The organism is Streptococcus mitis NCTC 12261, from assembly GCF_000148585.2.
Classification (GTDB): Bacteria; Bacillota; Bacilli; order Lactobacillales; family Streptococcaceae; genus Streptococcus; species Streptococcus mitis.
On sequence record NZ_CP028414.1, the window covers coordinates 113,375 to 136,557 of the forward strand.

Below are 23,183 nucleotides of genomic sequence, written 5' to 3' on the forward strand. Positions count from 1 at the left end.
TCTATATATTCGAACCTCTAATTTATTTCACAAAAAATATAGTCAAAAATGTAGTCATTCGGTTGATTTTTGTTGCAATGTACTGAAATTAACAAAAGAAAAAAACGCTGATTAAGCGTTTTTCTTCTGTATTGATTCGTATTGAATGCTTACTTAACTTCTGTAAACACAACGTGTTTGCGAAGTTTTGGTGAGTATTTCTTCAATTGAAGACGGTCTGGAGTGTTACGTTTGTTTTTAGAAGTAAGGTACAAGCGTTCACCAGATTCTTTGTGTTCAAGTGTAATATTTACGCGCATGGTATCTCCCTTCTATTATTCAGCTGATGCAGCTTTAGCGATTTTACGTCCTTTGTAGTATCCTTTAAGTGATACACGGTGAGAACGTGAGTAATCTCCAGTAGTTTCGTCAAAGTTTACAGATGGAGCTGTTACTTTGTAGTGTGTACGACGTTTGTTTTTCTTCGCTTTTGAAGTGCGACGTGCAGGTACTGCCATTTTGATTTCTCCTTTAGGTATTTATATTCGATTCAATCTACTGATTTTCATCAACCATACTAGGATAACACATTTTTTTTGTAAAGTAAAGTTACTTGACAAAAAAAGATGAAAAAATTCTCCTGTCAGACCTAGCAGACAGGAGAAGGTGTTAAATATCAATCTCAAATGGTTCGTCAATGGTTTCTGATACGTATTTTCCGTCTTTCTTCTGTTGTTTGACACATTCTGTAAGGAGATATTCGATTTGCCCATTGACTGAACGAAAGTCATCTTCTGCCCATGATGCGAGTGCAGCGTATAACTTTGTTGAGAGTCGAAGGGGGATCTGCTTTTTTTAGCTTCAACCATCTTTAGTAAAGACTTCCTGTGTTGACAATTGGTTGTGCATCATGATTACCACAGAGGACGACTAGTAGATTTGAAACCATAGCAGCTTTTCGTTCTTCGTCAAGCTCTACCAATTCCCCTTCATTGAGCCGTTCTAGTGCCATTTCAACCATTCCTACAGCACCATCTACAATCATCTTACGGGCATCAATAATGGTAGTAATTTCTGGAGCATAAGCTAGGTAAGTGATACGTGCTTCAAGGATTTCCTAGGCAGTCATTGTCATTTGATGATTTAGCTCCTAAAAAAGGAGATTTTGTGCTAACATCACCACTTTGTCCAAGTCGAGTGTGGTTTGCAAGGTTGACTGCTACGCTGAAGGGATTGACAAAGTAAAAGCCAGGTTCTTTGATGGTACCTGTATAGTTACCAAAGAGTGTCAGAACCAGAGCCTCCTGAGGTTTGACAACTTTTAAACCAGCATGAGTTAGCGCTGCAATTACGATTAGTAAAGGTCCGATAATAATTCCAAAAATGTTTTCCGAACCAATACCCATTATAAATATAAAGATACCAAGTACGATTGTCAACTCAATGAGAATCAATGCTAATACACCATTTGGTTTTGAATTGATTAGTTTTTCAGTCATAAGAATGACCTCTGTTATTTGATATCTAAATGATATCACTTTGTTTTTAAAAGTCAATAGAAAGTTGAAAAATAATTACTAAAAAGTTTCAGCCCAATAATTACTTGTAGTAGGTGAGATTATATTGTGCTGAAATACTCTTTTATTCTTATAACTTTTACACTATAATTGTAGTTAGAAAGGGAGAGAAATGTTTGATTATAGAGCACTAGTTATTTTGATGACTTTGATGGATCATTGTGAGCTATCATTATATGAATTATCTGTTAAGGTGAGCTTACCTATAAAGGAAGTCAAAGAAGGAATAGATTATTTAGTGCCTTATCTAGCTAATAAAGGGATAGTGCTGGATAAAAAACAAGGTCGCTATAGTTTATCAAATCGTACGAAGCAGTCTTTGACAGATATTATTAAGTCGGATGAATTGGTTTTACCAAAGTCGACTCGCTTAGCATTAATCTATCTTTACACTTTTTGCCGATTAGATTTTATATCGAATAATCATTACCAAGACTTTTTGAAAGTAAGTAAGAATACAACCTTATCTGATATTCAATCATTAAGAAAGATTATGTTAGATAATGATTTGGAGCTAGGGTACAGTAGAGCAAAAGGTTATACTTTACACGGTTCAGAGTGGAATAAGCACCGTTTAGCTTTTCAAATGGTTAGTGAGTTGCTGGAATCCTCCATAGGGATTTGGGGGTTGGATTATGTTTTATCCAGTTGGGGGTATTCATTAACTTATGATTTGATTGATCAGGTAGTTAAAGATTATTATGAAAAGCTACAGATAGTACCTATTGTTAATCAATTAAAAGTTTGCCTTTTCGGTTTAGTATTCATTATATGTAGGTATCAAAGGGATGTTGAAAGAGTATGTCTTTCAGAGACACTAGTATCTCCTATTATTCAAGATATAACGACTATTTTATTAGATACAGTAGTTGATTTGGGAATTATAGATACGGTATTTTCAGAGGATGATTATCGCTATGTCACAGTTTTATTATCAAGTTGCTTTGAAGGTGAAGTAGATGTTGCTCCGGTTTACTTTAATCAATTAACAGAGGCTATTATAAGTAGAATGGAAGATATTTCTTTGTTACATTTTAAACAAAGAGAAGTATTGAGAGAAAATCTTCGCCGCCACCTTATACCGGCTTACTATAGATTAAAGTTCGGCTTACCTAGCTCAAATGAATATGTGTTGCATGTTAAAGAACATTATCCTGATTTATTTGAACTAGTAAAAGATTCTTTGACTCCCTTGATGGACGCTATTGACAAGCCCATACCTGATAGTGAAACAGCATATTTTGTTATCCATTTTGGAGGATATTTAAAGAAAGCAGACAATTTGCCTCAAAAATGTTATAAAGCAGCAATTATCTGTCCTAATGGAATTAGTTCTTCATTGATGATAAAAGAGAATCTATTAGCATTATTCCCTCAAATTGAGTTTATAGGAACCTCAAAGATTGATGATTTATATGCGAAAACTAGTAGTGACTATGATATGGTTTTTTCTACTATAAAGGTGGATACAGAGAAGCCAAATTATCTAGTTTCTGTTATGATGACGGAAGAACAAACAACACAGTTAGTTGAATTGGTATCAAAAGATTTCCCAGATACAGGTTATCGAGATATTGAGCTTAATCAGATAATTAGCATAGTAAGACGATATAGTGTAATCACACAAGAATTAGAGTTAAAATTAGCATTAAAGAGGTATCTCTATCAAGAAATGAACAGAAAGGAAGTGTTACCATTGTTAGAAGAATTAATTACAAAAGAAACTTATCAGGTTAGTTCGGAAAAATTAGGATGGAAGGAGGCAATTCGTTTAGCAGCTAAACCGCTTTTGGATCAACATAAGATAACTGAGAACTACCCTGAGGCAATGATTCAAAAAGTAGAAGAGTTTGGGCCTTTTATTAATTTAGGGAAGGGAGTAGCAATTCCTCACGCTCGGCCAGATGAAGGTGTGAATGAAATAGGAATGTCAATGTTAGTTTTGGAAGAACCGATTTATTTATTGGATAATCCAGAACAGGAGGTAAGATTGTTGATTTGTATTGCAGCCATTGATAATGAGAGTCATTTAAAGGCTTTGTCACATTTAACAACAATTTTAAGAGATAAAAATCATGTTCAAACTTTAATATCATCAAAAAACTATGATGACATTGAAATGATAATTAAACAGGAGGATTAGATAATGTTAAGAATTGGTACAGCTTGTGGTTCAGGATTAGGTTCAAGTTTTATGGTACAGATGAATATTGAATCTGTATTGAGTGATTTGAATGTTTCAGATGTAGAAGTTGAACACTATGATTTAGGTGGAGCAGATCCAAATGCAGCTGATATTTGGATTGTGGGTCGTGATCTAGCTGATTCAGCTAGTCATCTTGGAGATGTTCGTATCTTAAATAGTATTATTGATATGGATGAACTACGAGAATTAATTACTAAACTTTGTGAAGAAAAAGGACTTATTTAGGAGGCTAGCGTCATGATGAAGTTCATATTGGATATTGTTAGTACACCAGCTATTTTAGTAGCTTTAATTGCAATCTTAGGATTAGTTCTTCAGAAGAAGAAATTACCTGATATTATTAAAGGTGGAATTAAGACCTTTGTTGGTTTCTTAGTTGTATCTGGTGGTGCAGGAATTGTACAAAATTCTTTGAATCCATTTGGTACCATGTTTGAACATGCTTTTCATTTATCTGGAGTTGTACCGAATAATGAAGCAATTGTAGCTGTAGCTTTAACCACATATGGCTCAGCTACTGCAATGATTATGTTTGCAGGTATGGTATTCAATATCTTAATTGCTCGTTTTACTCGATTCAAATATATCTTTTTAACAGGGCACCACACTCTATATATGGCGTGTATGATTGCGGTCATTTTATCAGTTGCTGGCTTTACAAGTTTGCCTCTTATCTTACTAGGTGGATTAGCGCTCGGTATTATTATGAGTATTTCCCCAGCATTTGTGCAAAAATATATGGTTCAATTAACTGGAAATGACAAGGTGGCTTTAGGTCATTTCAGTTCTTTGGGATATTGGTTGAGTGGTTTTACTGGTAGCCTTATCGGTGACAAATCAAAATCAACAGAGGACATTAAATTTCCAAAGAGTTTAGCTTTTTTACGTGATAGTACTGTTAGCATTACTTTATCTATGGCAGTTATTTACATTATTGTAGCTATCTTTGCAGGGTCAGAATATATAGAAAAAGAAATCAGTAATGGTACAAGTGGTCTAGTTTATGCTTTACAATTAGCAGGTCAATTTGCAGCAGGTGTATTTGTTATTTTAGCAGGTGTTCGCCTTATTTTGGGTGAAATTGTTCCAGCCTTTAAAGGTATTTCAGAGCGTCTTGTACCTAATTCAAAACCTGCTTTGGATTGTCCGATTGTTTATACTTATGCACCTAATGCAGTCCTAATTGGATTTATCTCTAGTTTTGTTGGTGGTTTAGTAAGTATGGCAATTATGATTGCTTCAGGAACGGTTGTCATCTTACCAGGCGTTGTGCCTCATTTCTTCTGTGGAGCGACTGCAGGTGTCATTGGGAATGCATCTGGTGGTGTTCGTGGAGCCACTATTGGAGCATTTTTACAAGGTATTTTAATTAGTTTTCTTCCAGTCTTTTTAATGCCAGTTTTGGGAGGACTTGGTTTCCAAGGGTCAACTTTCTCAGATGCAGATTTTGGTCTATCAGGAATTATTTTAGGAATGTTGAATCAATTTGGCTCACAAGCAGGCATTGTTATTGGTCTTGTTCTTATTCTAGCAGTTATGTTTGGAGTATCCTTTATTAAAAAGCCATCTGCAAAGGAGGAATAAGGGATGATTTTAAGTGAAAATAGAGAAGATGAGTTAAGAAAATTTGCAACAAAAATCCGATTAAATACTCTTAGAACATTGAATCATCTTGGATTCGGCCATTATGGAGGGAGTCTGTCTATAGTAGAAGTTTTAGCAGTGCTTTATGGTGAAATAATGCCGATGACTCCAGAAATATTTGCGTCACGAGATAGAGATTATTTTGTTTTATCCAAGGGACATGCTGGACCAGCTTTGTACAGCACACTCTATTTGAATGGTTTCTTTGACAAAGAATTCTTACATTCTTTAAATACAAATGGGACCAAATTACCGTCTCATCCTGATAGAAATCTAACGCCGGGCATAGATATGACAACTGGCTCTTTAGGACAGGGAATTAGTGTTGCAACCGGGCTTGCATATGGTCAGAGAATAAGAAAAAGTCCCTTTTATACCTATGCTATTGTTGGAGATGGTGAGTTAAATGAGGGACAATGTTGGGAGGCTATACAGTTTGCTTCTCATCAACAGTTATCTAATTTAATTGTATTTGTAGACGATAACAAAAAACAATTAGATGGTTTTACAAAGGATATTTGTAATCCAGGTGATTTTGTAGAAAAATTCTCAGCATTTGGGTTTGAATCCATTAGGGTCAATGGTTCAGATATTAGAGAAATTTATGAAGGGATTATCCAATTAAAACAGTCAAATAATTCATCCCCTAAGTGTATTGTATTAGATACTATTAAAGGTCAAGGAGTTCGAGAGCTGGAAGAAATGAAATCCAATCATCATCTTCGCCCTACTGTAGAGGAGAGACAAATGTTAACTTCAGTTGTAGAAAGATTAAGTCAGGAATTGGAGGAAACAGAATGATGAGAAGTACGAAAGAATTACGACATGTGTATAGAGATTTCCTTCTAGAAGCTAACCAAAGTTATTCTGATATAGTAGTTTTAGAAGCAGACTTGTCAAGTTCGATGGCTACTAATAATCTTGAAAAGGACTTTGGAGACCGTTATGTGAATGTTGGGATCATGGAAGCAGAAATGGTCGGGCTTGCAGCAGGTTTATCTATTCAGGGGTTTAGACCTTATCTTCATACATTTGGCCCTTTTGCTTCACGAAGAGTATTTGATCAATTATTTATTTCTCTTGGGTACGCACAATTGGATGCCACTGTAATTGGCTCAGATGCAGGAGTAACGGCAGAGATGAATGGTGGAACACATATGCCATTTGAAGAAATTGGATTGTTACGTTTAATTCCTAAATCAATCATTTTTGAAGCAACTGATGATATCCAATTTCGTGAAATCTTGAACCAGACATTAGAATTAAAAGGACTAAAATATATTCGAACAATTAGAAAAGCTCCAGAGGCTGTATATCAAGGTGGAGAAGATTTTTCTAAAGGCTACATTGAGTTAAGACACGGTGAAGATGTTGTAATAGTTGCTTCTGGCATAATGGTTGCTCCAAGTATTCGAGTTGCGGATGAACTGTCTAAATTAGGTTATTCAGTAGGTGTGATAGATTTATTTAGAATCAAACCGATACCAGAACAGATAAAAACAATATTAAGTGGAAAAACTATATTTACTGTAGAAAACCACAATCAGATAGGTGGAATTGGCAGTGCTTTATGTGAATTATTCTCTGATGATGGAATAACAAAAATTCATCGGATGGGTGTTCAAGAAAGATTCGGTCAAGTAGGGAAAATGGATTATCTTCTTAATGAGTATGGTTTGAGTGAATCGAATATAAAAGAGAAAGTTCTAGAGTTTTATAATGCAAGATAGATGTTAAATACACTTATCTGAAAGAACTTCTGTAAAAATTACATTACGTTATTTAAAGCAAGCGGATTAAAAGCATATTCTGGTAATCAGAAAGTGCCCTGATCCGCTTTGTTGTTTTTAATTTAAAATGTTTATATATGTATAGAATTTTCTGAAAATTCAAGAATTTTCTTCTGTTCATTACTTTTAAAATGTGCTATAATAGTAAAAACTGAAATGGGAGGGAACAAATGACTGAATTAGATAAACGTCACCGCAGTAGCATTTATGACAGCATGGTAAAATCACCAAACCGTGCCATGCTTCGTGCGACTGGTATGACAGATAAGGACTTTGAAACACCGATTGTAGGGGTTATTTCGACCTGGGCGGAAAATACACCATGTAACATTCACTTGCATGATTTCGGGAAATTGGCTAAAGAGGGTGTCAAATCAGCAGGTGCTTGGCCTGTGCAGTTTGGGACTATCACTGTAGCGGACGGGATTGCTATGGGAACGCCTGGTATGCGTTTCTCTTTGACATCTCGTGATATCATCGCGGACTCTATCGAGGCGGCGATGGGTGGTCACAACGTCGATGCCTTTGTCGCTATCGGTGGCTGTGACAAGAACATGCCTGGTTCTATGATTGCTATTGCTAATATGGATATCCCAGCTATTTTCGCCTATGGTGGAACCATTGCACCGGGAAATCTTGATGGCAAAGACATCGACTTGGTTTCTGTTTTTGAAGGTATCGGAAAATGGAATCACGGTGACATGACGGCTGAGGATGTGAAACGTCTTGAATGTAATGCCTGCCCTGGCCCTGGTGGTTGTGGTGGTATGTACACTGCTAATACCATGGCGACAGCTATTGAAGTTCTCGGTATGAGTTTGCCAGGTTCATCCTCTCACCCAGCTGAATCAGCTGACAAGAAAGAAGACATCGAAGCAGCAGGACGTGCTGTTGTTAAGATGTTGGAACTTGGTCTCAAACCATCAGATATCTTGACTCGTGAAGCCTTTGAAGATGCCATTACTGTGACTATGGCTCTCGGTGGTTCTACAAATGCCACTCTTCACTTGCTTGCTATTGCCCATGCGGCTAATGTTGACTTGTCACTTGAGGACTTCAATACGATCCAAGAGCGCGTGCCTCACTTGGCCGACTTGAAACCATCTGGTCAGTATGTCTTCCAAGACCTCTACGAAGTCGGTGGTGTGCCTGCGGTTATGAGATATCTCTTGGCAAATGGTTTCCTTCATGGAGACCGCATTACATGTACTGGTAAGACTGTTGCTGAGAACTTAGCTGACTTTGCAGACCTCACACCAGGTCAAAAAGTCATTATGCCACTTGAAAATCCAAAACGTGCAGATGGTCCGCTTATCATCTTGAACGGGAACCTTGCCCCTGACGGTGCGGTTGCCAAGGTATCAGGTGTTAAAGTGCGTCGTCACGTTGGTCCAGCTAAGGTTTTTGACTCAGAAGAAGATGCGATTCAGGCCGTTCTGACAGATGAAATCGTTGATGGCGATGTAGTCGTTGTTCGTTTCGTTGGACCTAAAGGTGGTCCTGGTATGCCTGAGATGCTGTCACTTTCATCAATGATCGTTGGTAAAGGTCAAGGAGACAAGGTTGCCCTCTTGACAGACGGCCGTTTCTCTGGTGGTACTTATGGTCTGGTTGTTGGACATATCGCTCCTGAAGCTCAGGATGGTGGACCAATCGCTTACCTTCGTACAGGTGATATCGTTACGGTTGACCAAGATACCAAAGAAATTTCCATGGCCGTATCCGAAGAAGAACTTGAAAAACGGAAGGCAGAAACAACCTTGCCACCACTTTACAGCCGTGGTGTCCTCGGTAAATACGCTCACATCGTATCATCTGCTTCACGCGGAGCCGTGACAGACTTCTGGAATATGGACAAGTCTGGTAAAAAATAAACTCATACTCTTCGAAAATCTCTTCAAACCACGTCAACGTCGCCTTGCCGTATATATGTTACTGACTTCGTCAGTTCTATTTACAACCTCAAAACACTGTTTTGAGCAACCTGCGGCTAGTTTCCTAGTTTGTTCTTTGATTTTCATTGAGTATCAAAAAGCAAGCCAACTTCGGCTTGCTTTTTTTCATCCTTAAAAGTGATTGGCCTGCTTAACGAGGTGGCAGTCCAAGGGCAATGCGGCCATAGCGACTGATTCGTGTGATCTTCCAAGCAGGCGACCAGGTAACTTCAACCTTGACATCTTCGATACCCTCGATTTGTTTCAGACCTGCAACGATTTCGATAGGCAGGCTTTCGGCACAATCACAGGCAGTATCGGTGAAGGTCATGACAATCTTACAGAGCCCTGTTTCGTCCAGATTGATTTCATAAATCAATCCTAGATTGTACACATCCAATTCCACATCTGTATCAAAAACCTTCTCTAGTTTTTCGATAATTTGGTCTTGTAAGGCCAAAGCGCGGTCATTGATTTTGATATCGTCTCTCATTACAGTCCCTCCACGTGATAAATATCCTCTATTTTCTCATAATTCTGACAATTTGGCAAGTTTTTGATGAATTTTCTGAAAAATATGATAAAATGAAGAAAATACTGAATCAAGGGGAAGCCTATGGAGCAGATTGGAAAAGTCTTTAGACAATTACGAGAGTCAAGAAATATCTCGCTGAGACAAGCAACTGGGGGACAATTTTCGCCGTCTATGTTGTCCCGCTTTGAAACAGGTCAGAGTGAGCTTTCGGTGGAAAAGTTTTTATTTGCCCTAGAAAATATATCTGCCAGTGTAGAGGAAATCCTATTTCTGGCGAGAGGTTTTCAGTATGATACAGATTCTGAGTTGAGAAAAGAAATCATAGATGTTTTCGATCCAAAGAATATAGCTCCACTTGAGGACTTGTATCGCAGGGAGTATCAAAAGCATGCTCATTCTCAAAACAAACAGAAACATATTCTAAATGCCATTATTATCAAGTCTTATATGAAGAGTATGGATGAAAGGGTAGAGTTAACGGCAGAGGAAGGGAGAGTCCTTCATGACTACTTGTTTTCTACTGAGATTTGGGGGATCTATGAACTCAATTTATTTTCAGTCAGTTCACCATTTTTATCTGTTTCACTTTTTACTAGATATGTACGAGAAATGGTACGTAAATCTGATTTTCTAATGGAAATGTCTGGCAATCGAAACCTTTTTCACACTATACTATTGAATGGCTTTTTAGCCAGTATTGAGTGTGAAGAATTTACCAATGCCCATTATTTTAAACGTGTTATCGAAGAGCATTTCTACAATGAAAATGAGACCTATTTCCGAATTGTCTATTTGTGGGCGGAAGGTCTTCTTGATAGCAAGCAAGGCAGAGTCAAGGAAGGTCAGAAAAAGATGGAGGATGCTGTCCATATTTTTGAGATGCTTGGTTGTAACAAATCTGCCGAATACTATCGAAAAACGACCGATTGTTGAATATCTGCAAACTAAGAAAATAATTTGAAATTTTAAGCGATAGAACTCTGTATCTCTCTCAGGTCATTACAAAAGTTCTATCGTTTTTTTGCTTATTTTGTGTGTTGCATATATTCAAAAGTTTTCCCTTTCAATTTCTAAGTGCTATACTGTAGTCATACTTCATATAGAACTTATACTCTTCGAAAATCAAATTCAAACTACGTCAGCTTCACCTTGCCGTACTCAAGTACAGCCTTCGGCTAGCTTCCTAGTTTGCTCTTTGATTTTCATTGAGTATTTGAACAAGAAGGGAGATTACCTATGAAACTATTGTTTAGAAATCAAGCTTATCGACTCTTGACTTTGTCACGCTTCTTCAATGCCTTTGGTGCTTCAATTTTTAACCTGGTATTTATCGTCTATGCATCGACCCTGCCACAAGCCTCTTTTGCGGTTGCTATGGCGAATATTGTCATGATTCTTCCGACTTTCTTTACAGTTTTTGTAGGGATTCGGGCAGATTACACGAGGGACAAGGTCAAATGGATGACTTACAGCGGTTTGTTTCAGGCGGTTTTATTTTTTCTGGCAGCCCTAGTTGTTCAGCAAGCTAGTTTATTTGCCTTTTCTAGCCTGTGTTTAATCAATGTCATTAGTGATGTTATCAGTGATTTTGCAGGTGGCTTGCGCATGCCTCTTATTAAGGAAAAAGTAGCTGAAGATGATCTGATGGAGGCTTATTCTTTTTCCCAGTTCATCACCTATATTTCAGCTATTGGTGGTCAAGCTTTCGGAGTCTGGCTCTTAGGGCTATCGGTCAATAATTTTTCTCTCGTTGCGGGAATCAATGCCTGTTTTTTCCTAGTATCAGCCGTTATCCTCTTTTTAGGAAAAAGCAAATTGAGCCTGTCAATGTCATCTGCTGATGGTAAAATTCTAAAAAATGAGAAGCTTTCTATCAAAGACCAGTTCCTAACAATTTACCGAAATTTACGTCTCGTTTTTCTTAAAGGTGGACAGAAAAACTTTGGATTCATGATCTTTGCTGTCTTGCTTATCAATGCCTTGGGTGGCGCTTTAGGAAGCATCTATAACATCTTCTTTTTGAGCCATTCTCTTTTGGACTTTTCTTACACAGAGGCATTATTTATCAGTCAAGTCTGTGCTTTGTTAGCAATCATCATCAGTAGCCTTACGGGCAATGATTATTTTGGGAAGCAGTCCTTGCCTAGATTGATGATGTGGGTGACCGTAGGACTCAGTCTAGTTGGTCTAGCTAATTTATTCAATCAAGTCGTACTTGGTTTACTATTTCTCTTTTCAACTCTGTATGTGTCTGGTAAAGTTCAACCAAAGATTAGTGCCATGCTTATGAAAAATCTAGCTCCAGAAGTTCTAGCTCGTACCAGTAATTTTTTAGGTTTATTGTTTACCTTATCCATACCTGTGGGAACAGCCTGTTTTTCACTTGTAGCTGTATGGAATATACAGTTGACTTGGATGCTATTTGTTGGTCTTTCCTTGCTAGCTATTCTTTTGACAGTTATTAATCTCAAAAATGATATCTAAATCCTAATTTTTTTCTCACTGTTTTAATCCCTCTATTTATGGTAAAATAAGACTATTAAGTTTAAAGAGGATTCCCTATGAAATTACAAAAACCAAAAGGAACGCAGGATATTTTACCTGCTGAGTCTGCCAAGTGGCAGTATGTTGAGGGCTTTGCCCGTGAGATTTTCAAGCGCTACAACTACGCAGAAGTGCGCACGCCCATTTTTGAGCATTACGAGGTTATCAGTCGCTCTGTCGGAGATACAACGGATATCGTAACTAAGGAAATGTATGACTTTTATGATAAGGGTGACCGTCATATCACCCTCCGTCCAGAAGGAACTGCGCCAGTTGTCCGTTCCTATGTGGAAAATAAACTCTTCGCCCCAGAAGTGCAAAAGCCAAGTAAGTTCTACTACATGGGACCTATGTTCCGCTATGAGCGTCCACAGGCAGGACGTTTGCGCCAGTTCCACCAGATTGGTGTCGAGTGCTTTGGCTCTAGTAATCCAGCTACCGATGTGGAAACCATCGCGATGGCAGCCCATTTCTTGAAAGAAATCGGCATCCAAGGTGTCAAATTGCACCTTAACACTCTTGGAAATCCTGAGAGCCGTGCGGCCTACCGTCAAGCCTTGATTGACTATTTGACACCGCTCAAGGAGACCTTGTCTAAGGATAGCCAGCGTCGCTTGGAGGAAAATCCTCTTCGTGTCTTGGACTCTAAGGAGAAAGAAGACAAGGTAGCAGTCGAGAATGCGCCTTCTATCTTAGACTTCCTTGATGAAGAAAGCCAAGCACACTTTGATGCTGTGCGTCAGATGTTGGAAAATCTTGGAGTAGACTATATCATCGATACCAATATGGTGCGTGGTCTGGACTACTACAACCACACCATTTTCGAGTTCATTACTGAGATTGAGGGCAATGACTTGACAGTCTGTGCGGGTGGTCGCTACGATGGTTTGGTTTCTTACTTTGGAGGCCCTGAAACTGCTGGATTTGGTTTTGGACTTGGTGTAGAGCGCCTGCTTCTCATTCTTGAAAAGCAAGGTGTGGCTCTCCCTATCGAAAACGCCCTAGATGTCTATATCGCAGTCTTGGGTGATGGAGCAAATGTCAAGGCCTTGGAATTGGTACAGGCTCTTCGCCAACAAGGATTCAAAGCAGAGCGTGATTACCTCAACCGTAAGCTCAAAGCTCAGTTCAAGTCAGCTGATGTCTTTGCGGCTAAGACCCTCATCACCCTAGGAGAGAGTGAAGTCGAAAGCGGACAAGTAACGGTCAAGAACAACCAAACTCGAGAAGAAGTGCAAGTGTCACTTGAGACAATCAGCCAAAACTTCTCAGAAATCTTTGAAAAACTAGGATTTTAATGATAGATAAACTGGTCAGGAACCTAATCCTGACCTTTTTCTTTTGCAAAATGACAAAAATCATAAACTTTTTGACAAATATGCTTGTCAAAAAGAAAAAGATGTGTTACAATAAATTCAAGTTAAGAAATAAAGAAATAGGAGGGAGCCACATGTGGGTATGGATTTTTTTCCCTTTTCTCGTCTTGATTTATAGTAGTCAATCTAAAAAAATCAAGCGGTTAGAGAAGAGGTTAAAGGTAATCGAAAGAAAAGAGAAAGGAAATATAGATATGTCAAGATTATTGCAAGAATTAATTGGGAAAAATCCAACAATCGTTGGACAAGTGTTTGGAACATCTTTATGGGAAGTTGTGGATGTTGATGAGGAATGGGTCAAACTACGTCATGTCGATAAAAATGGGAAAGAAAAATTCAAGTTGCAACGTATTGAGGATATCCAAGCCGTTGAATTTGACGGAGAGTAGGTGTGTAACATGCAACTAAAAAACCGTCTAAAAGAGCTGCGAGCTCGCGATGGTTTCAATCAAACCGAACTAGCTAAGCTGGCAGGAGTTTCCAGACAGACCATTAGTCTATTAGAACGGGATGAATACACCCCGTCCATTATCATTGCCCTGAAAATATCTCAAATTTTCAACGAAACAGTCGAATCGGTATTTCGCTTGGAGGAGGACGAGTGATGAACAAGTATAAAGTGGTTTATTATGTAGTTGTCGCAGCTCTATTAGTCAGCATATTTCTATTGATTGGGATAGACTTAGGCTGGTTTAGTCCCTATCAGAGTGACCAATTTATTTGGGCCTATTTTGCCCTCATACCAGTAATCGACTGGATTGAAAAGAAATCCAAAAATTTAGCAAGTGAATAAGGAGAATGAATATGAAAAAGAAGCATGGATTGTTATTTTTAATGTCTGTTGTCTTGGGAGCTTTCTTGGGCATGTTTGTAGGGATGTTTAAAGCACGTGCCGAATCCCACGGAATTATGTTAGATGTAAAAGTCTTGGTACCATGGATATCAGCTATTTGTTTACTGATAGGTTTCATTAGCATTCTTTTGACGTTCAATTTCTTAAAGAAAAGCAGAAAATTTCACTCCTTGTATCAAGAGGAAATGGATGATGATCTGAATGAGACCTATTATGTGCAAATGTATCGTGATCTTGAGTTTGGAACCATTGCTTTTAATATTGCAAACGTAGCAATTTTATTGGCTCTCTTCATTGCAGGAAGTGAAGTGATTATACTAAATGGAAGCTTTCTAACCTTATCTCTTTCTTTTTTGCTATTAGTGTTGGTTTTCAATGTTCAAAAATATCTTTTTAAGACCATTGCGATTGTTCGTCAGTTTGATTTGGCATTTTTCTCTACGCCAAAGGATGTCTTGGACTATTTCGATTCTTACGATGAAGGGGAGCGCAAGGCTAATTTGGAACAGAGTTTTCGGATTTTATTCCAATTAAATAACTATGTCTTGCCAGGTCTCTACTTTCTGATCGATCTCTTTTCTTTATTGACAGGAGAGATTCAACTACTGGGCTTCTTGCTTGTAGGAGCAATCCATATTTATATCAATGTGATGCAGTTACCTATGGTAAAACGCTATTTCAAATAGGAGTTATCTATGAAACTACTTAAAAACCTTGGCTGGTTTCTTCTAGCCATTCTATCCTTTGTGTTTATCTATGGTACCGTTCAGAGTGGGGCTGTAGAAGCTTTGAATCTAGGCGCTTCACCCTATGCTACTACCTTGCTTTATGTGGCCTTGGCTGGAGTATATGTGTACGTCATTTATAAATGGTATCAGAAAGGTCCTGTTCATATTGAGAAGAGTGGCTTCAACCGATTTATTTGGCTTCCTGCTCTGGTTTGGTTCTTATCTCTGCTTGTCCAGTTTTTCTTGCCAGATGATCCTTCGGTAAATCAACAAATGGCGACAGACTTGACCTTGGCTCAGCCACTCTTCTCCTTCTTTGCGGTCGTTATTTTTGCTCCTTTGACGGAAGAACTTATCTTTAGAGGGATGTTAGCACGCTACCTCTTTCCTAAGCAGGACAATAGTAAACAAACTCTAATTTTTCTTCTGGTAACTAGTGTTCTGTTTGCCTTGATTCATTTCCCAGGAGATGTGCAACAATTTTTAGTTTATGCTAGTCTTGGTTTTAGCTTGGGCTTGGCTTATATTAGCAGAAAAGGTCTGGTCTACAGTATTTCTCTTCACGCTTTAAATAATTTAGTCGGCTTTTTGATGATTCTCATGCTATAATAGAGTCAGGAGGTCACATGAAACGAGTAATTTTATTAGCAGTGATTCAGGCAGTTGTTCTATTTTTCATCATTGGAGCGCTAGCTTATGCCTTTAAGGGCGATTTCTTCTATAACTATCTAGCAGTCGTCTTTGCCCCTATTGCAGGTGTCTTGCGCTTTGGGACAGCTTACACAACGGAAATTGTCTTGCCTCGAAAGGCAGCCGAAATTGCTGAAAAGCGTAAAGCAGGCAACAATTCAAAATAAAAGAGTCCGATGAACTTCATCGGATTTTTGTATGGGCGTCAATTTTTAGAGTCTTCACTTGATTTTTAAAGACTGGCAAACTTTTCTGATGATTTTCATGAAGAGCCTGCGCTTTTATGGTAAAATAGTAACAGAATAAAAGAGGAGAGAAACAATGAAACGTAGTATGTATGCTGGTCGTGTTCGTGAGGAACACATCGGACAAGAAATAACCTTGAAAGGATGGGTTGGCCGTCGTCGTGACCTTGGTGGTTTGATCTTTATCGATCTTCGTGACCGTGAAGGAATTATGCAGTTGGTTATCAACCCTGAAAAAGTATCTGCAGAGGTCATGGCAACAGCTGAAAGCCTTCGTAGCGAATTTGTTATCGAGGTGACTGGACAGGTCGCTGCGCGTGAGCAAGCCAATGATAAGTTGCCAACTGGTGCAGTCGAGCTAAACGTGACAGCTCTGACAGTACTGAATACAGCTAAAACAACCCCATTTGAGATTAAGGATGGCATTGAGGCCAATGACGATACACGTTTGCGTTACCGTTACCTTGACCTTCGTCGTCCAGAAATGTTGGAAAATCTTAAACTTCGTGCCAAGGTGACCCACTCTATCCGCAACTACTTGGATGAGTTGGAGTTTATTGACGTGGAGACACCATTCCTTTCTAAGTCAACTCCTGAAGGGGCGCGTGACTACTTGGTGCCGTCTCGTGTTAATAAAGGGCATTTTTACGCGCTTCCTCAAAGTCCACAAATCACGAAACAGCTCTTGATGAATGCTGGTTTTGACCGTTACTATCAAATCGTTAAATGTTTCCGTGACGAGGACTTGCGTGGTGACCGCCAGCCTGAGTTTACCCAGGTTGACTTGGAAACGTCTTTCCTTACTGAACAAGAAATCCAAGATATCACAGAAGGTTTGATTGCGCGCGTGATGAAAGAAACTAAAGGCATCGAAGTGACGCTTCCATTTCCTCGTATGAAATATGATGATGCTATGGCTCTTTACGGTTCTGACAAGCCAGATACCCGTTTTGACATGTTGCTTCAGGACCTGACAGCAGTAGTCAAAGGTGTAGACTTTAAAGTCTTTTCAGAAGCACCTGCTGTAAAAGCAATTGTGGTCAAAGGAGCTGCGGACAACTATTCACGTAAAGACATCGACAAGATGACCGAAGTAGCCAAACAGTATGGTGCCAAAGGTCTTGCTTGGGTCAAGGTGGTTGATGGAGAATTAAACGGACCAGTTGCCAAGTTCTTGACTAGCATCCAAGCAGAATTGACAACAGCGCTTGCTCTTGAAGATAAGGACTTGGTTCTCTTTGTGGCGGATACGCTTGAAGTGGCCAATGCAACTCTTGGTGCCCTTCGTGGACGTATTGCCAAAGAGCTTGGCTTGATTGATAACGATAAATTCAACTTCCTTTGGGTGGTTGACTGGCCAATGTTTGAATGGTCTGAAGAAGAAGGCCGTTACATGAGTGCCCACCATCCATTCACACTTCCACAGGAAGAGACTGCTCACGAATTAGAAGGTGATTTGGCCAAGGTTCGTGCCATTGCTTACGATATTGTCTTGAACGGTTATGAGCTTGGTGGTGGTAGCCTTCGTATCAATCAAAAAGACCTTCAAGAACGCATGTTCAAGGCTCTTGGTTTCTCAGCTGAAGAAGCAAATGACCAGTTTGGCTTCCTTCTTGAAGCCATGGACTATGGTTTCCCACCACATGGTGGTTTGGCTATCGGGCTTGACCGATTTGTTATGTTGCTTGCTGGAGAAGAAAATATCCGTGAAGTCATTGCCTTTCCTAAGAACAACAAGGCAACTGACCCAATGACACAAGCTCCTTCAACAGTAGCTCTCAAACAACTAGAGGAACTCAGCTTACAAGTAGAAGAAGATGAAACAAGCAAAACGAATTAAGCGGTGGCGCTATTATTTGCGCCGCTTTGCTCATCAGATAAAAATTTTACGTGTCTTACAAAGTATCTCTCGCGAAAAGTATGATGAGAAGATTTCGGCCTCTCTGGTCTATGGTTTTTTATCAGCAGTGGCGGTCAATTTCTTTTTCCAACCAGGGCATGTGTATTCGAGTGGTGCAACAGGTCTGGCACAGATTATCTCTGCCTTGAGTAATCACTGGTTTGGTTTTCATATCCCGATTTCGCTGACCTTCTACGCCATTAATTTTCCTTTGATGGTCTTGGCTTGGTATCAGATTGGCCATAAGTTCACCGTCTTTACCTTTATCACGGTATCCATGAGTTCCTTCTTTATCCAGTTTGTCCCTGTGGCGACCTTGACGGAGGATCCCATTATCAATGCCCTTTTTGGGGGTGTTGTCATGGGCTTGGGGATTGGTTTTGCTCTTCGAAACAATATCTCCAGTGGTGGAACGGATATCGTTAGCCTGACCATTCGCAAGAAAACAGGTAAGAATGTTGGTAGTATTTCTTTCTTGGTCAATGGGACCATCATGCTGATAGCAGGTTTGACCTTTGGTTGGAAATACGCTCTCTACTCTATGATTACCATCTTTGTCTCTAGCCGTGTGACAGATGCGGTCTTTACCAAGCAAAAACGCATGCAGGCCATGATTGTGACCAATCATCCAGACAAGGTAATTGAAAAAATACATAAAAAATTGCACCGCGGAGCAACCATGATCCACGATGCAGAAGGAACCTATAATCACGAAAGAAAGGCAGTTTTAATCACTGTCATTACACGTGCAGTGTTTAATGAATTTAAACAGATTATGAAACAGGTGGATCCAGGTGCCTTTGTCTCTGTATCTGAGAATGTTCATATTTTGGGACGATTCGTTGAAACAGAAAATTAGTAACTAAAAAAAACCAGCTCGAGCTGGTTTTTATTTTTCGATAATTTTGTGGGCAATCAACTGGCGATAACAAATTTGTTTATTGCTTTTAGCATCGTTGATAATCTGGAGGATAGTTTCAAGGGAAACACGACCAAGTTCTAGGCTATTGATATCAACATAGGCCGCCAAGTTGAGCTTGGGATTGACCGAGTCAAAGCTGAGAACAGGGACATCCAGTTGGTGCTTAGCGATATAGTCACAGACCCCCTCAGCTAGGAGACTATCGGTTGTAATGATAGCATCAATCTGTGGGTCATGCTGAAAGAGGAGTTGGCTAAACTGATACCCTTTTTCTTCTAAGAACTCCGTTGCAAAATAGGTCAAATTTCCGTCAATAGGCAGTTGGTATTGTTTGAGTGCTGACTCATAGCCTGTTAAACGGTCTTGCGTTACGAAGAGTCGCTTAGTTCCTCCAATGAAGGCAATTCGTTTGCAGCCTTTTTTGATAAAATATTCGGTTGCATCAAAACCAGCTTGGACATTGTCATTATCTACAAGAGGGATAAAGGGTGAAATGGATTTGCCTAGGATGAGGAAGGGGAACTGCTCATCAGCGACCAGCTTGACCAAGGGATCCTCCTCTTCGGCATAAAGGAAGATCAAACCATCTACACGTTTGCCGTAAACCATCTGTGAGATCGCTTTAAGGCGCTCTTTTTCATCTTTACCTGTTGCAATCTGAATTGCATAGTGGTTTTCAGATGCGACTTGGGCGATACCACGGAGGACAGATGGGAAGAAAGGATTTTGATAGAAGGCGTCTGAGTCGTCAGGAAGGACCAAGCCGATAACTTGGGTATAACTGCTTACCAAACTACGAGCGTTGAGGTTGGGGTGGTAATTGAGCTCCTTCATAGCCTTGCGAACACGTTTTTTTGTTTCGTCGCTAATGGTTGATTTGTTTTGAATAACACGGGTTACGGTTGAAGGCGAAACACCAGCAGCCTTGGCCACGTCTTTAATCGTAACGGGCATAAAAATCTCCTATTTATGGTAATCTGGATCACGGAAATGCGTTTTATAAAAGATAGTGACCAGATACAGAACAAAAAGAATGTTTTGTACAGTAATGAGAGTTGTCATATTTTGGCCAAATAGTCCCAAAATAAGCGTAATCAGAGTAGGTAATCCTAAACAGTTCAAGATAAAATGGTAGCACTCTTTAAAGGTCCTAAATGAAAAGAGGCGTGATTTCTTAGTGATATAAAGGAGAAGACTCGCTCCTAGAGAGACAATAAAGAAATTCAAACCAAAGAGGAAGCTCGCACCGAGAACTAGGAAGAGACTGATATAGACACGATTTTGCTGATACCAGTCTTTAGAAATGGCTTGGGTCAAGCTGTCTTTACTTTTGAAACTCTCAGTCTCAATCGCTCGGTAAGAGATACGGGTCAGCTCTTTACTTTCCTTGCTGATGACGAGCTCATTCGTATCGAAATGCAGTTGCAAGTCCTTAGGTAATTCCTTGCTTTGACTTGGACCGATCACAATAGAAGGCGCTTGACTAGATGTTCCAGTATAAGTTAATTTGCCATCAACAATTGTAGCGTGTTCAGAGAGATCCTGTACAACCTTATCTGTCAATGGTTCATAGACATTATCGATAAAGGTTTCTAGCGGATAAGTCTCCTGCGAGCTGTTTTGGATGGCAATAGGTACCATAGATAAGCTGATAAGGAAGATACTGGTAAAGAGAAGCTGAAACCAGTTGAGCCCGAAACGTTTGGACAGGGGCTTACGAAATCCCCAAATACTTGAAAAATAGGAAAATGGATATGGAGTCATTTGTATCTTTCTAAAAGGTGTTTTCTATATGAGTATTATTATATAGAGAAATGTGCTTTATTTCAAGTCTAGGAGAAAAATTGCTTGTTGTAAGGATATTACTTACAGTAACAATCGCTAATACTCAATGAAAATCAAAGAGCAAACTAGGAAGCTAGCCGCAGGTTGCTCAAAACAGTGTTTTGAGGTTGCAGATGGAAGCTGACGTGGTTTGAAGAGGTTTTCGAAGAGTATAAAATGAAAAAGGGTGGCGGGGATATATTATCCCTTGTCGCCACCACTTGTAAGTCCTGAAACAAAGTTCTTTTGTAGGAAGAAGAAGAGAATACAGATTGGAAGGGCGATGAGGATAGCACCTGCTGAGAAGTAGGCAATCTTCATGTTTTTCACATTGCTAACGAAGGTTTGGAGACCTACGGCAACAGTAAAGTATTCTTTCTCACGAAGCAAGAAACTAGAGAGGATATAGTCTCCAAAAGGTCCCATGAAGGCCCAGAGAGCTTGTACGGCAACCATTGGGCGAACAAGTGGAAGAACAATTTGCCAGAAGCGGCGGAAGTGTCCTGCACCGTCTAGTTTTGCAGATTCGTCTAGAGACATTGGCACTGTATCGAAGTAGCCCTTCATGAGCCAAGCATTCATTGGGATACCACCACCAACGTAGAGGAAGATGAGGAACCAGCTGTGGTTAAGGGCGTTCAACATAAGTGCCATAACGAAGAAGGCTGTCAAAGCGGCCATTGTTGGAACCATTTGGATAATCAAGAAGAAGACCAAACTTTGTTTACGAGCCAAGAAGTTGTAACGGCTGTAAGCATAACCAGCAAGTACGATAATACTTGTTTGAACAGCCATAGTAATTAAGGCGATAATCAAAGTGTTGAGATACCAAGTACCGTACAAGGTTTCAGTGAAGAGGCCTTTAAAGTTATCAAAATTGAGGTCGATATTAGTATCGAGTTTAAAGGCCGCGACGTTACCTGCTTTAAAGGCTGACATGATGGTAATCAAAAGTGGATAGATAATCACGATTGATAGGCCAATTAAGTAGAGGTAAGTAAGGGTTTGAGTCAGTCTACGTTTGAGTTTAATTGAGTTATTCATCTTAGACGTCCTCCATATCAAATGCGTGTAGTTTCTTGAATGCGATCATAGAGATTGAGATGACAATGATAGAGATAATCAAGGTAACAGCTGCCGCCATTGAGTATTGAGGAGATGTACCTGTTGTCAAACGGTAGATCCATGAGATCAAGATATCGGTTGAACCAGCTCCACCTCCGACACTACCAGGTCCTCCACCATTGAAGAGGTACATGATAGAGAAGTTGTTAAAGTTGAAGGTGTATTGACTAATCAAAGTAGGTGCTGCAACAGCCAAGATCATTGGGAAAGTGATGTTGCGGAATTTTTGCCAAGCATTGGCACCGTCAATATAAGCTGCTTCGTAAAGGTCGTTAGGAATAGATTGCAAGATACCTAAAGTCAAAACGTAGATGTATGGGAATCCAAGCCAACCTTGCATCATAATCAAGGCAATTTTTGTCCAAGTTGGGTCTGTTTTCCAAGGAATAAGAGCACCATCAAGGAAAGGAAGAAATTTAGCCAAGATTGGCAAGACTTGAGTGTTGATGGCTCCGACACTATCGTTAAACATATTTGAGAATGTCAAGATAGTGATGAAGGCTGGGACAGCCCAAGGAAGAAGGAAAATAACACCAAAGATACGTTTTCCTTTGATAAATGGTTGGTTAGCAATGATAGCTGTGAAGATACCAATCACGATCTGTAAAGTTGAGGCAGATAAAGCCCAGATGATAGTCCAAGAAAGAACGGCACCGAAGGCAGAACGGAAGGTACTCAAACTCCAGATGTTCGTAAAGTTTGTCAAACCAACCCAGTCCAACAATTTGTTTGGTGGCAAGTGTTGGAAGTCGTAGTTGGTAAAGGCGATCATCAAGGTTACGATAACTGGGAAGATGATCGCAAAAGTCATGGCAACATAAGATGGAATGATCAAGAGGTAAGGGAAGCCATTTTCATAGATTCCTTTGACCATTTCTTTAAAGGTAAGTGCTACTGGTATGCCATTGTTAATGTGTTTGGCAGTTGTATGTGCATCTTTGATATTTGCGAAATAAAAGAGTACATAAACAACTACAAAGATTAAATGGAAGGCACCACGAATCAGCATAAAGAGGGAATTGTCACGACCTGGTTTGTCACCAAGAGTGATGAGATTACTCAATTCAGGGGCTGCAAGTGCTAGGAAGTAGAGGAGAAATACAAGGGTTACACCAAGGAAGATAAAACCTTTTGCTTTTTGTTTATTGTAAATCTGTCCTAACCCAGGAATGATAGACAGCAGGGCTGCTTTACTAGGTTGTTGCTTTTCCATAATAACTCCTTTCATAGGATACTGGTTTCTAATTAAAACCTAAACTATATATGTTTTCTATTGATAAATTCAAAGGGGGATTTGAATTCCACCCCCCT

General features: G+C 39.5%; 25 protein-coding genes and 1 pseudogene. 17 read left to right on the plus strand and 9 right to left on the minus strand.

Features of this window, described 5'->3' with window-relative positions:
• Positions 1–149 precede the first annotated feature (149 nt).
• The 4 genes and pseudogenes from rpmG to SM12261_RS09575 all read right to left on the minus strand — a co-directional run bounded on the left by rpmG (position 150) and on the right by SM12261_RS09575 (position 1,478).
• Positions 150–299 carry a 50S ribosomal protein L33 gene (rpmG, locus tag SM12261_RS00490; RefSeq protein ID WP_001265622.1) on the minus strand — a complete coding sequence of 50 codons (150 nt, stop codon included), beginning with the start codon at positions 297–299 and terminating at the stop codon, positions 150–152.
• Positions 300–314: 15 nt separating this feature from the next.
• A complete protein-coding gene (gene rpmF / locus SM12261_RS00495) occupies positions 315–497 on the minus strand; it encodes a 50S ribosomal protein L32 (RefSeq protein WP_000290417.1) in 183 nt (60 codons plus the stop codon).
• Positions 498–648: 151 nt separating this feature from the next.
• A complete protein-coding gene (locus SM12261_RS00500) occupies positions 649–825 on the minus strand; it encodes a type II toxin-antitoxin system antitoxin (RefSeq protein WP_078228446.1) in 177 nt (58 codons plus the stop codon).
• Positions 826–850: 25 nt separating this feature from the next.
• Positions 851–1,478: pseudogene (locus SM12261_RS09575) on the minus strand (SPFH domain-containing protein).
• Positions 1,479–1,668: 190 nt separating this feature from the next.
• On the opposite strand from SM12261_RS09575, the gene SM12261_RS00515 reads away from it, so the two are divergent.
• The 6 genes from SM12261_RS00515 (at position 1,669) to ilvD (ending at position 9,070) form a co-directional block, all read left to right on the plus strand.
• A complete protein-coding gene (locus tag SM12261_RS00515) occupies positions 1,669–3,699 on the plus strand; it encodes a BglG family transcription antiterminator (RefSeq protein ID WP_023947575.1) in 2,031 nt (676 codons plus the stop codon).
• Between the two features lie 3 nt (positions 3,700–3,702).
• A complete protein-coding gene (locus tag SM12261_RS00520; RefSeq protein WP_023947577.1) occupies positions 3,703–3,987 on the plus strand; it encodes a PTS sugar transporter subunit IIB in 285 nt (94 codons plus the stop codon).
• A gap of 12 nt (positions 3,988–3,999) precedes the next feature.
• Positions 4,000–5,346: a PTS ascorbate transporter subunit IIC gene (locus tag SM12261_RS00525; RefSeq protein WP_000975289.1), complete on the plus strand. Its 1,347-nt coding sequence runs from the start codon at positions 4,000–4,002 to the stop codon at positions 5,344–5,346.
• Positions 5,347–5,349: 3 nt separating this feature from the next.
• Positions 5,350–6,207, plus strand: coding sequence for a transketolase (locus SM12261_RS00530; RefSeq protein WP_033687490.1), 858 nt, complete (start codon positions 5,350–5,352; stop codon positions 6,205–6,207).
• A complete protein-coding gene (locus SM12261_RS00535; protein WP_078228436.1) occupies positions 6,204–7,136 on the plus strand; it encodes a transketolase family protein in 933 nt (310 codons plus the stop codon). Before SM12261_RS00530 ends, SM12261_RS00535 begins: the two co-directional genes overlap by 4 nt.
• Positions 7,137–7,366: 230 nt before the next feature.
• Positions 7,367–9,070, plus strand: coding sequence for a dihydroxy-acid dehydratase (ilvD, locus tag SM12261_RS00540; RefSeq protein WP_000137346.1), 1,704 nt, complete (start codon positions 7,367–7,369; stop codon positions 9,068–9,070).
• Positions 9,071–9,281: 211 nt separating this feature from the next.
• Here the strand turns inward: ilvD and SM12261_RS00550 are convergent, their stop codons facing one another.
• Entirely contained in the window at positions 9,282–9,623 is a 342-nt protein-coding gene (locus tag SM12261_RS00550) for a metal-sulfur cluster assembly factor (protein ID WP_001204052.1), read from the minus strand.
• A 123-nt stretch (positions 9,624–9,746) separates the two neighbouring features.
• Between SM12261_RS00550 and rgg the strand changes: the two genes are divergently transcribed.
• From rgg to SM12261_RS00615, 11 genes are all read left to right on the plus strand, one after another.
• Positions 9,747–10,598 carry a quorum-sensing system transcriptional regulator Rgg gene (gene rgg, locus SM12261_RS00560; protein ID WP_078228434.1) on the plus strand — a complete coding sequence of 284 codons (852 nt, stop codon included), beginning with the start codon at positions 9,747–9,749 and terminating at the stop codon, positions 10,596–10,598.
• A gap of 303 nt (positions 10,599–10,901) precedes the next feature.
• Complete coding sequence (locus tag SM12261_RS00570; protein ID WP_000770627.1) at positions 10,902–12,149, plus strand: MFS transporter; 1,248 nt, start codon at positions 10,902–10,904, stop codon at positions 12,147–12,149.
• Positions 12,150–12,226: 77 nt separating this feature from the next.
• Positions 12,227–13,507 carry a histidine--tRNA ligase gene (gene hisS, locus SM12261_RS00575; RefSeq protein ID WP_000775866.1) on the plus strand — a complete coding sequence of 427 codons (1,281 nt, stop codon included), beginning with the start codon at positions 12,227–12,229 and terminating at the stop codon, positions 13,505–13,507.
• The gene (locus tag SM12261_RS00580; protein ID WP_161969976.1) at positions 13,507–13,974 is read left to right on the plus strand and encodes a hypothetical protein; all 468 of its coding nucleotides are present in this window, start codon (positions 13,507–13,509) and stop codon (positions 13,972–13,974) included. The genes hisS and SM12261_RS00580 overlap by 1 nt, the downstream gene beginning before the upstream one ends.
• Before the next feature lie 9 nt (positions 13,975–13,983).
• Complete coding sequence (locus tag SM12261_RS00585; RefSeq protein ID WP_001176226.1) at positions 13,984–14,190, plus strand: helix-turn-helix transcriptional regulator; 207 nt, start codon at positions 13,984–13,986, stop codon at positions 14,188–14,190.
• A complete protein-coding gene (locus SM12261_RS00590; protein ID WP_001046148.1) occupies positions 14,190–14,378 on the plus strand; it encodes a hypothetical protein in 189 nt (62 codons plus the stop codon). Before SM12261_RS00585 ends, SM12261_RS00590 begins: the two co-directional genes overlap by 1 nt.
• A 5-nt stretch (positions 14,379–14,383) precedes the next feature.
• Positions 14,384–15,124 (plus strand): DUF3169 family protein, encoded by a 741-nt coding sequence (locus SM12261_RS00595; RefSeq protein WP_161969977.1) that lies wholly within the window; start codon positions 14,384–14,386, stop codon positions 15,122–15,124.
• A gap of 9 nt (positions 15,125–15,133) precedes the next feature.
• On the plus strand, positions 15,134–15,775 hold the full coding sequence (locus tag SM12261_RS00600) for a CPBP family intramembrane glutamic endopeptidase (protein WP_000771205.1): 642 nt from the start codon (positions 15,134–15,136) through the stop codon (positions 15,773–15,775).
• 17 nt (positions 15,776–15,792) lie between these two features.
• The gene (locus SM12261_RS00605) at positions 15,793–16,023 is read left to right on the plus strand and encodes a hypothetical protein (protein WP_000832185.1); all 231 of its coding nucleotides are present in this window, start codon (positions 15,793–15,795) and stop codon (positions 16,021–16,023) included.
• Between the two features lie 154 nt (positions 16,024–16,177).
• Complete coding sequence (gene aspS / locus SM12261_RS00610) at positions 16,178–17,941, plus strand: aspartate--tRNA ligase (protein ID WP_000830899.1); 1,764 nt, start codon at positions 16,178–16,180, stop codon at positions 17,939–17,941.
• Positions 17,919–18,860, plus strand: a complete 942-nt coding sequence (locus tag SM12261_RS00615) for a YitT family protein (RefSeq protein ID WP_000806278.1) — start codon at positions 17,919–17,921, stop codon at positions 18,858–18,860. The genes aspS and SM12261_RS00615 overlap by 23 nt, the downstream gene beginning before the upstream one ends.
• 30 nt (positions 18,861–18,890) lie before the next feature.
• On the opposite strand, the gene SM12261_RS00620 is transcribed toward SM12261_RS00615, so the two are convergent.
• The 4 genes from SM12261_RS00620 to SM12261_RS00635 form a co-directional block, all read right to left on the minus strand.
• On the minus strand, positions 18,891–19,877 hold the full coding sequence (locus SM12261_RS00620; protein ID WP_001145422.1) for a LacI family DNA-binding transcriptional regulator: 987 nt from the start codon (positions 19,875–19,877) through the stop codon (positions 18,891–18,893).
• Between the two features lie 9 nt (positions 19,878–19,886).
• Positions 19,887–20,687 carry a DUF1189 domain-containing protein gene (locus SM12261_RS00625; protein WP_000189380.1) on the minus strand — a complete coding sequence of 267 codons (801 nt, stop codon included), beginning with the start codon at positions 20,685–20,687 and terminating at the stop codon, positions 19,887–19,889.
• Between the two features lie 261 nt (positions 20,688–20,948).
• Positions 20,949–21,791, minus strand: a complete 843-nt coding sequence (locus SM12261_RS00630; protein WP_001065644.1) for a sugar ABC transporter permease — start codon at positions 21,789–21,791, stop codon at positions 20,949–20,951.
• A 1-nt stretch (position 21,792) separates the two neighbouring features.
• Positions 21,793–23,085 (minus strand): carbohydrate ABC transporter permease, encoded by a 1,293-nt coding sequence (locus SM12261_RS00635; protein ID WP_000414973.1) that lies wholly within the window; start codon positions 23,083–23,085, stop codon positions 21,793–21,795.
• Positions 23,086–23,183 lie beyond the last annotated feature (98 nt).

Bases quoted from the DNA above. Each gene is read 5' to 3' on its own strand.
- rpmG (WP_001265622.1), bottom strand. From the start codon at position 299: ATGCGCGTAAATATTACACTTGAACACAAAGAATCTGGTGAACGCTTG.
- rpmF (WP_000290417.1), bottom strand. From the start codon at position 497: ATGGCAGTACCTGCACGTCGCACTTCAAAAGCGAAGAAAAACAAACGT.
- SM12261_RS00515 (WP_023947575.1), top strand. From the start codon at position 1,669: ATGTTTGATTATAGAGCACTAGTTATTTTGATGACTTTGATGGATCAT.
- SM12261_RS00520 (WP_023947577.1), top strand. From the start codon at position 3,703: ATGTTAAGAATTGGTACAGCTTGTGGTTCAGGATTAGGTTCAAGTTTT.
- SM12261_RS00525 (WP_000975289.1), top strand. From the start codon at position 4,000: ATGATGAAGTTCATATTGGATATTGTTAGTACACCAGCTATTTTAGTA.
- SM12261_RS00530 (WP_033687490.1), top strand. From the start codon at position 5,350: ATGATTTTAAGTGAAAATAGAGAAGATGAGTTAAGAAAATTTGCAACA.
- SM12261_RS00535 (WP_078228436.1), top strand. From the start codon at position 6,204: ATGATGAGAAGTACGAAAGAATTACGACATGTGTATAGAGATTTCCTT.
- ilvD (WP_000137346.1), top strand. From the start codon at position 7,367: ATGACTGAATTAGATAAACGTCACCGCAGTAGCATTTATGACAGCATG.
- SM12261_RS00550 (WP_001204052.1), bottom strand. From the start codon at position 9,623: ATGAGAGACGATATCAAAATCAATGACCGCGCTTTGGCCTTACAAGAC.
- rgg (WP_078228434.1), top strand. From the start codon at position 9,747: ATGGAGCAGATTGGAAAAGTCTTTAGACAATTACGAGAGTCAAGAAAT.
- SM12261_RS00570 (WP_000770627.1), top strand. From the start codon at position 10,902: ATGAAACTATTGTTTAGAAATCAAGCTTATCGACTCTTGACTTTGTCA.
- hisS (WP_000775866.1), top strand. From the start codon at position 12,227: ATGAAATTACAAAAACCAAAAGGAACGCAGGATATTTTACCTGCTGAG.
- SM12261_RS00580 (WP_161969976.1), top strand. From the start codon at position 13,507: ATGATAGATAAACTGGTCAGGAACCTAATCCTGACCTTTTTCTTTTGC.
- SM12261_RS00585 (WP_001176226.1), top strand. From the start codon at position 13,984: ATGCAACTAAAAAACCGTCTAAAAGAGCTGCGAGCTCGCGATGGTTTC.
- SM12261_RS00590 (WP_001046148.1), top strand. From the start codon at position 14,190: ATGAACAAGTATAAAGTGGTTTATTATGTAGTTGTCGCAGCTCTATTA.
- SM12261_RS00595 (WP_161969977.1), top strand. From the start codon at position 14,384: ATGAATATGAAAAAGAAGCATGGATTGTTATTTTTAATGTCTGTTGTC.
- SM12261_RS00600 (WP_000771205.1), top strand. From the start codon at position 15,134: ATGAAACTACTTAAAAACCTTGGCTGGTTTCTTCTAGCCATTCTATCC.
- SM12261_RS00605 (WP_000832185.1), top strand. From the start codon at position 15,793: ATGAAACGAGTAATTTTATTAGCAGTGATTCAGGCAGTTGTTCTATTT.
- aspS (WP_000830899.1), top strand. From the start codon at position 16,178: ATGAAACGTAGTATGTATGCTGGTCGTGTTCGTGAGGAACACATCGGA.
- SM12261_RS00615 (WP_000806278.1), top strand. From the start codon at position 17,919: ATGAAACAAGCAAAACGAATTAAGCGGTGGCGCTATTATTTGCGCCGC.
- SM12261_RS00620 (WP_001145422.1), bottom strand. From the start codon at position 19,877: ATGCCCGTTACGATTAAAGACGTGGCCAAGGCTGCTGGTGTTTCGCCT.
- SM12261_RS00625 (WP_000189380.1), bottom strand. From the start codon at position 20,687: ATGACTCCATATCCATTTTCCTATTTTTCAAGTATTTGGGGATTTCGT.
- SM12261_RS00630 (WP_001065644.1), bottom strand. From the start codon at position 21,791: ATGAATAACTCAATTAAACTCAAACGTAGACTGACTCAAACCCTTACT.
- SM12261_RS00635 (WP_000414973.1), bottom strand. From the start codon at position 23,085: ATGGAAAAGCAACAACCTAGTAAAGCAGCCCTGCTGTCTATCATTCCT.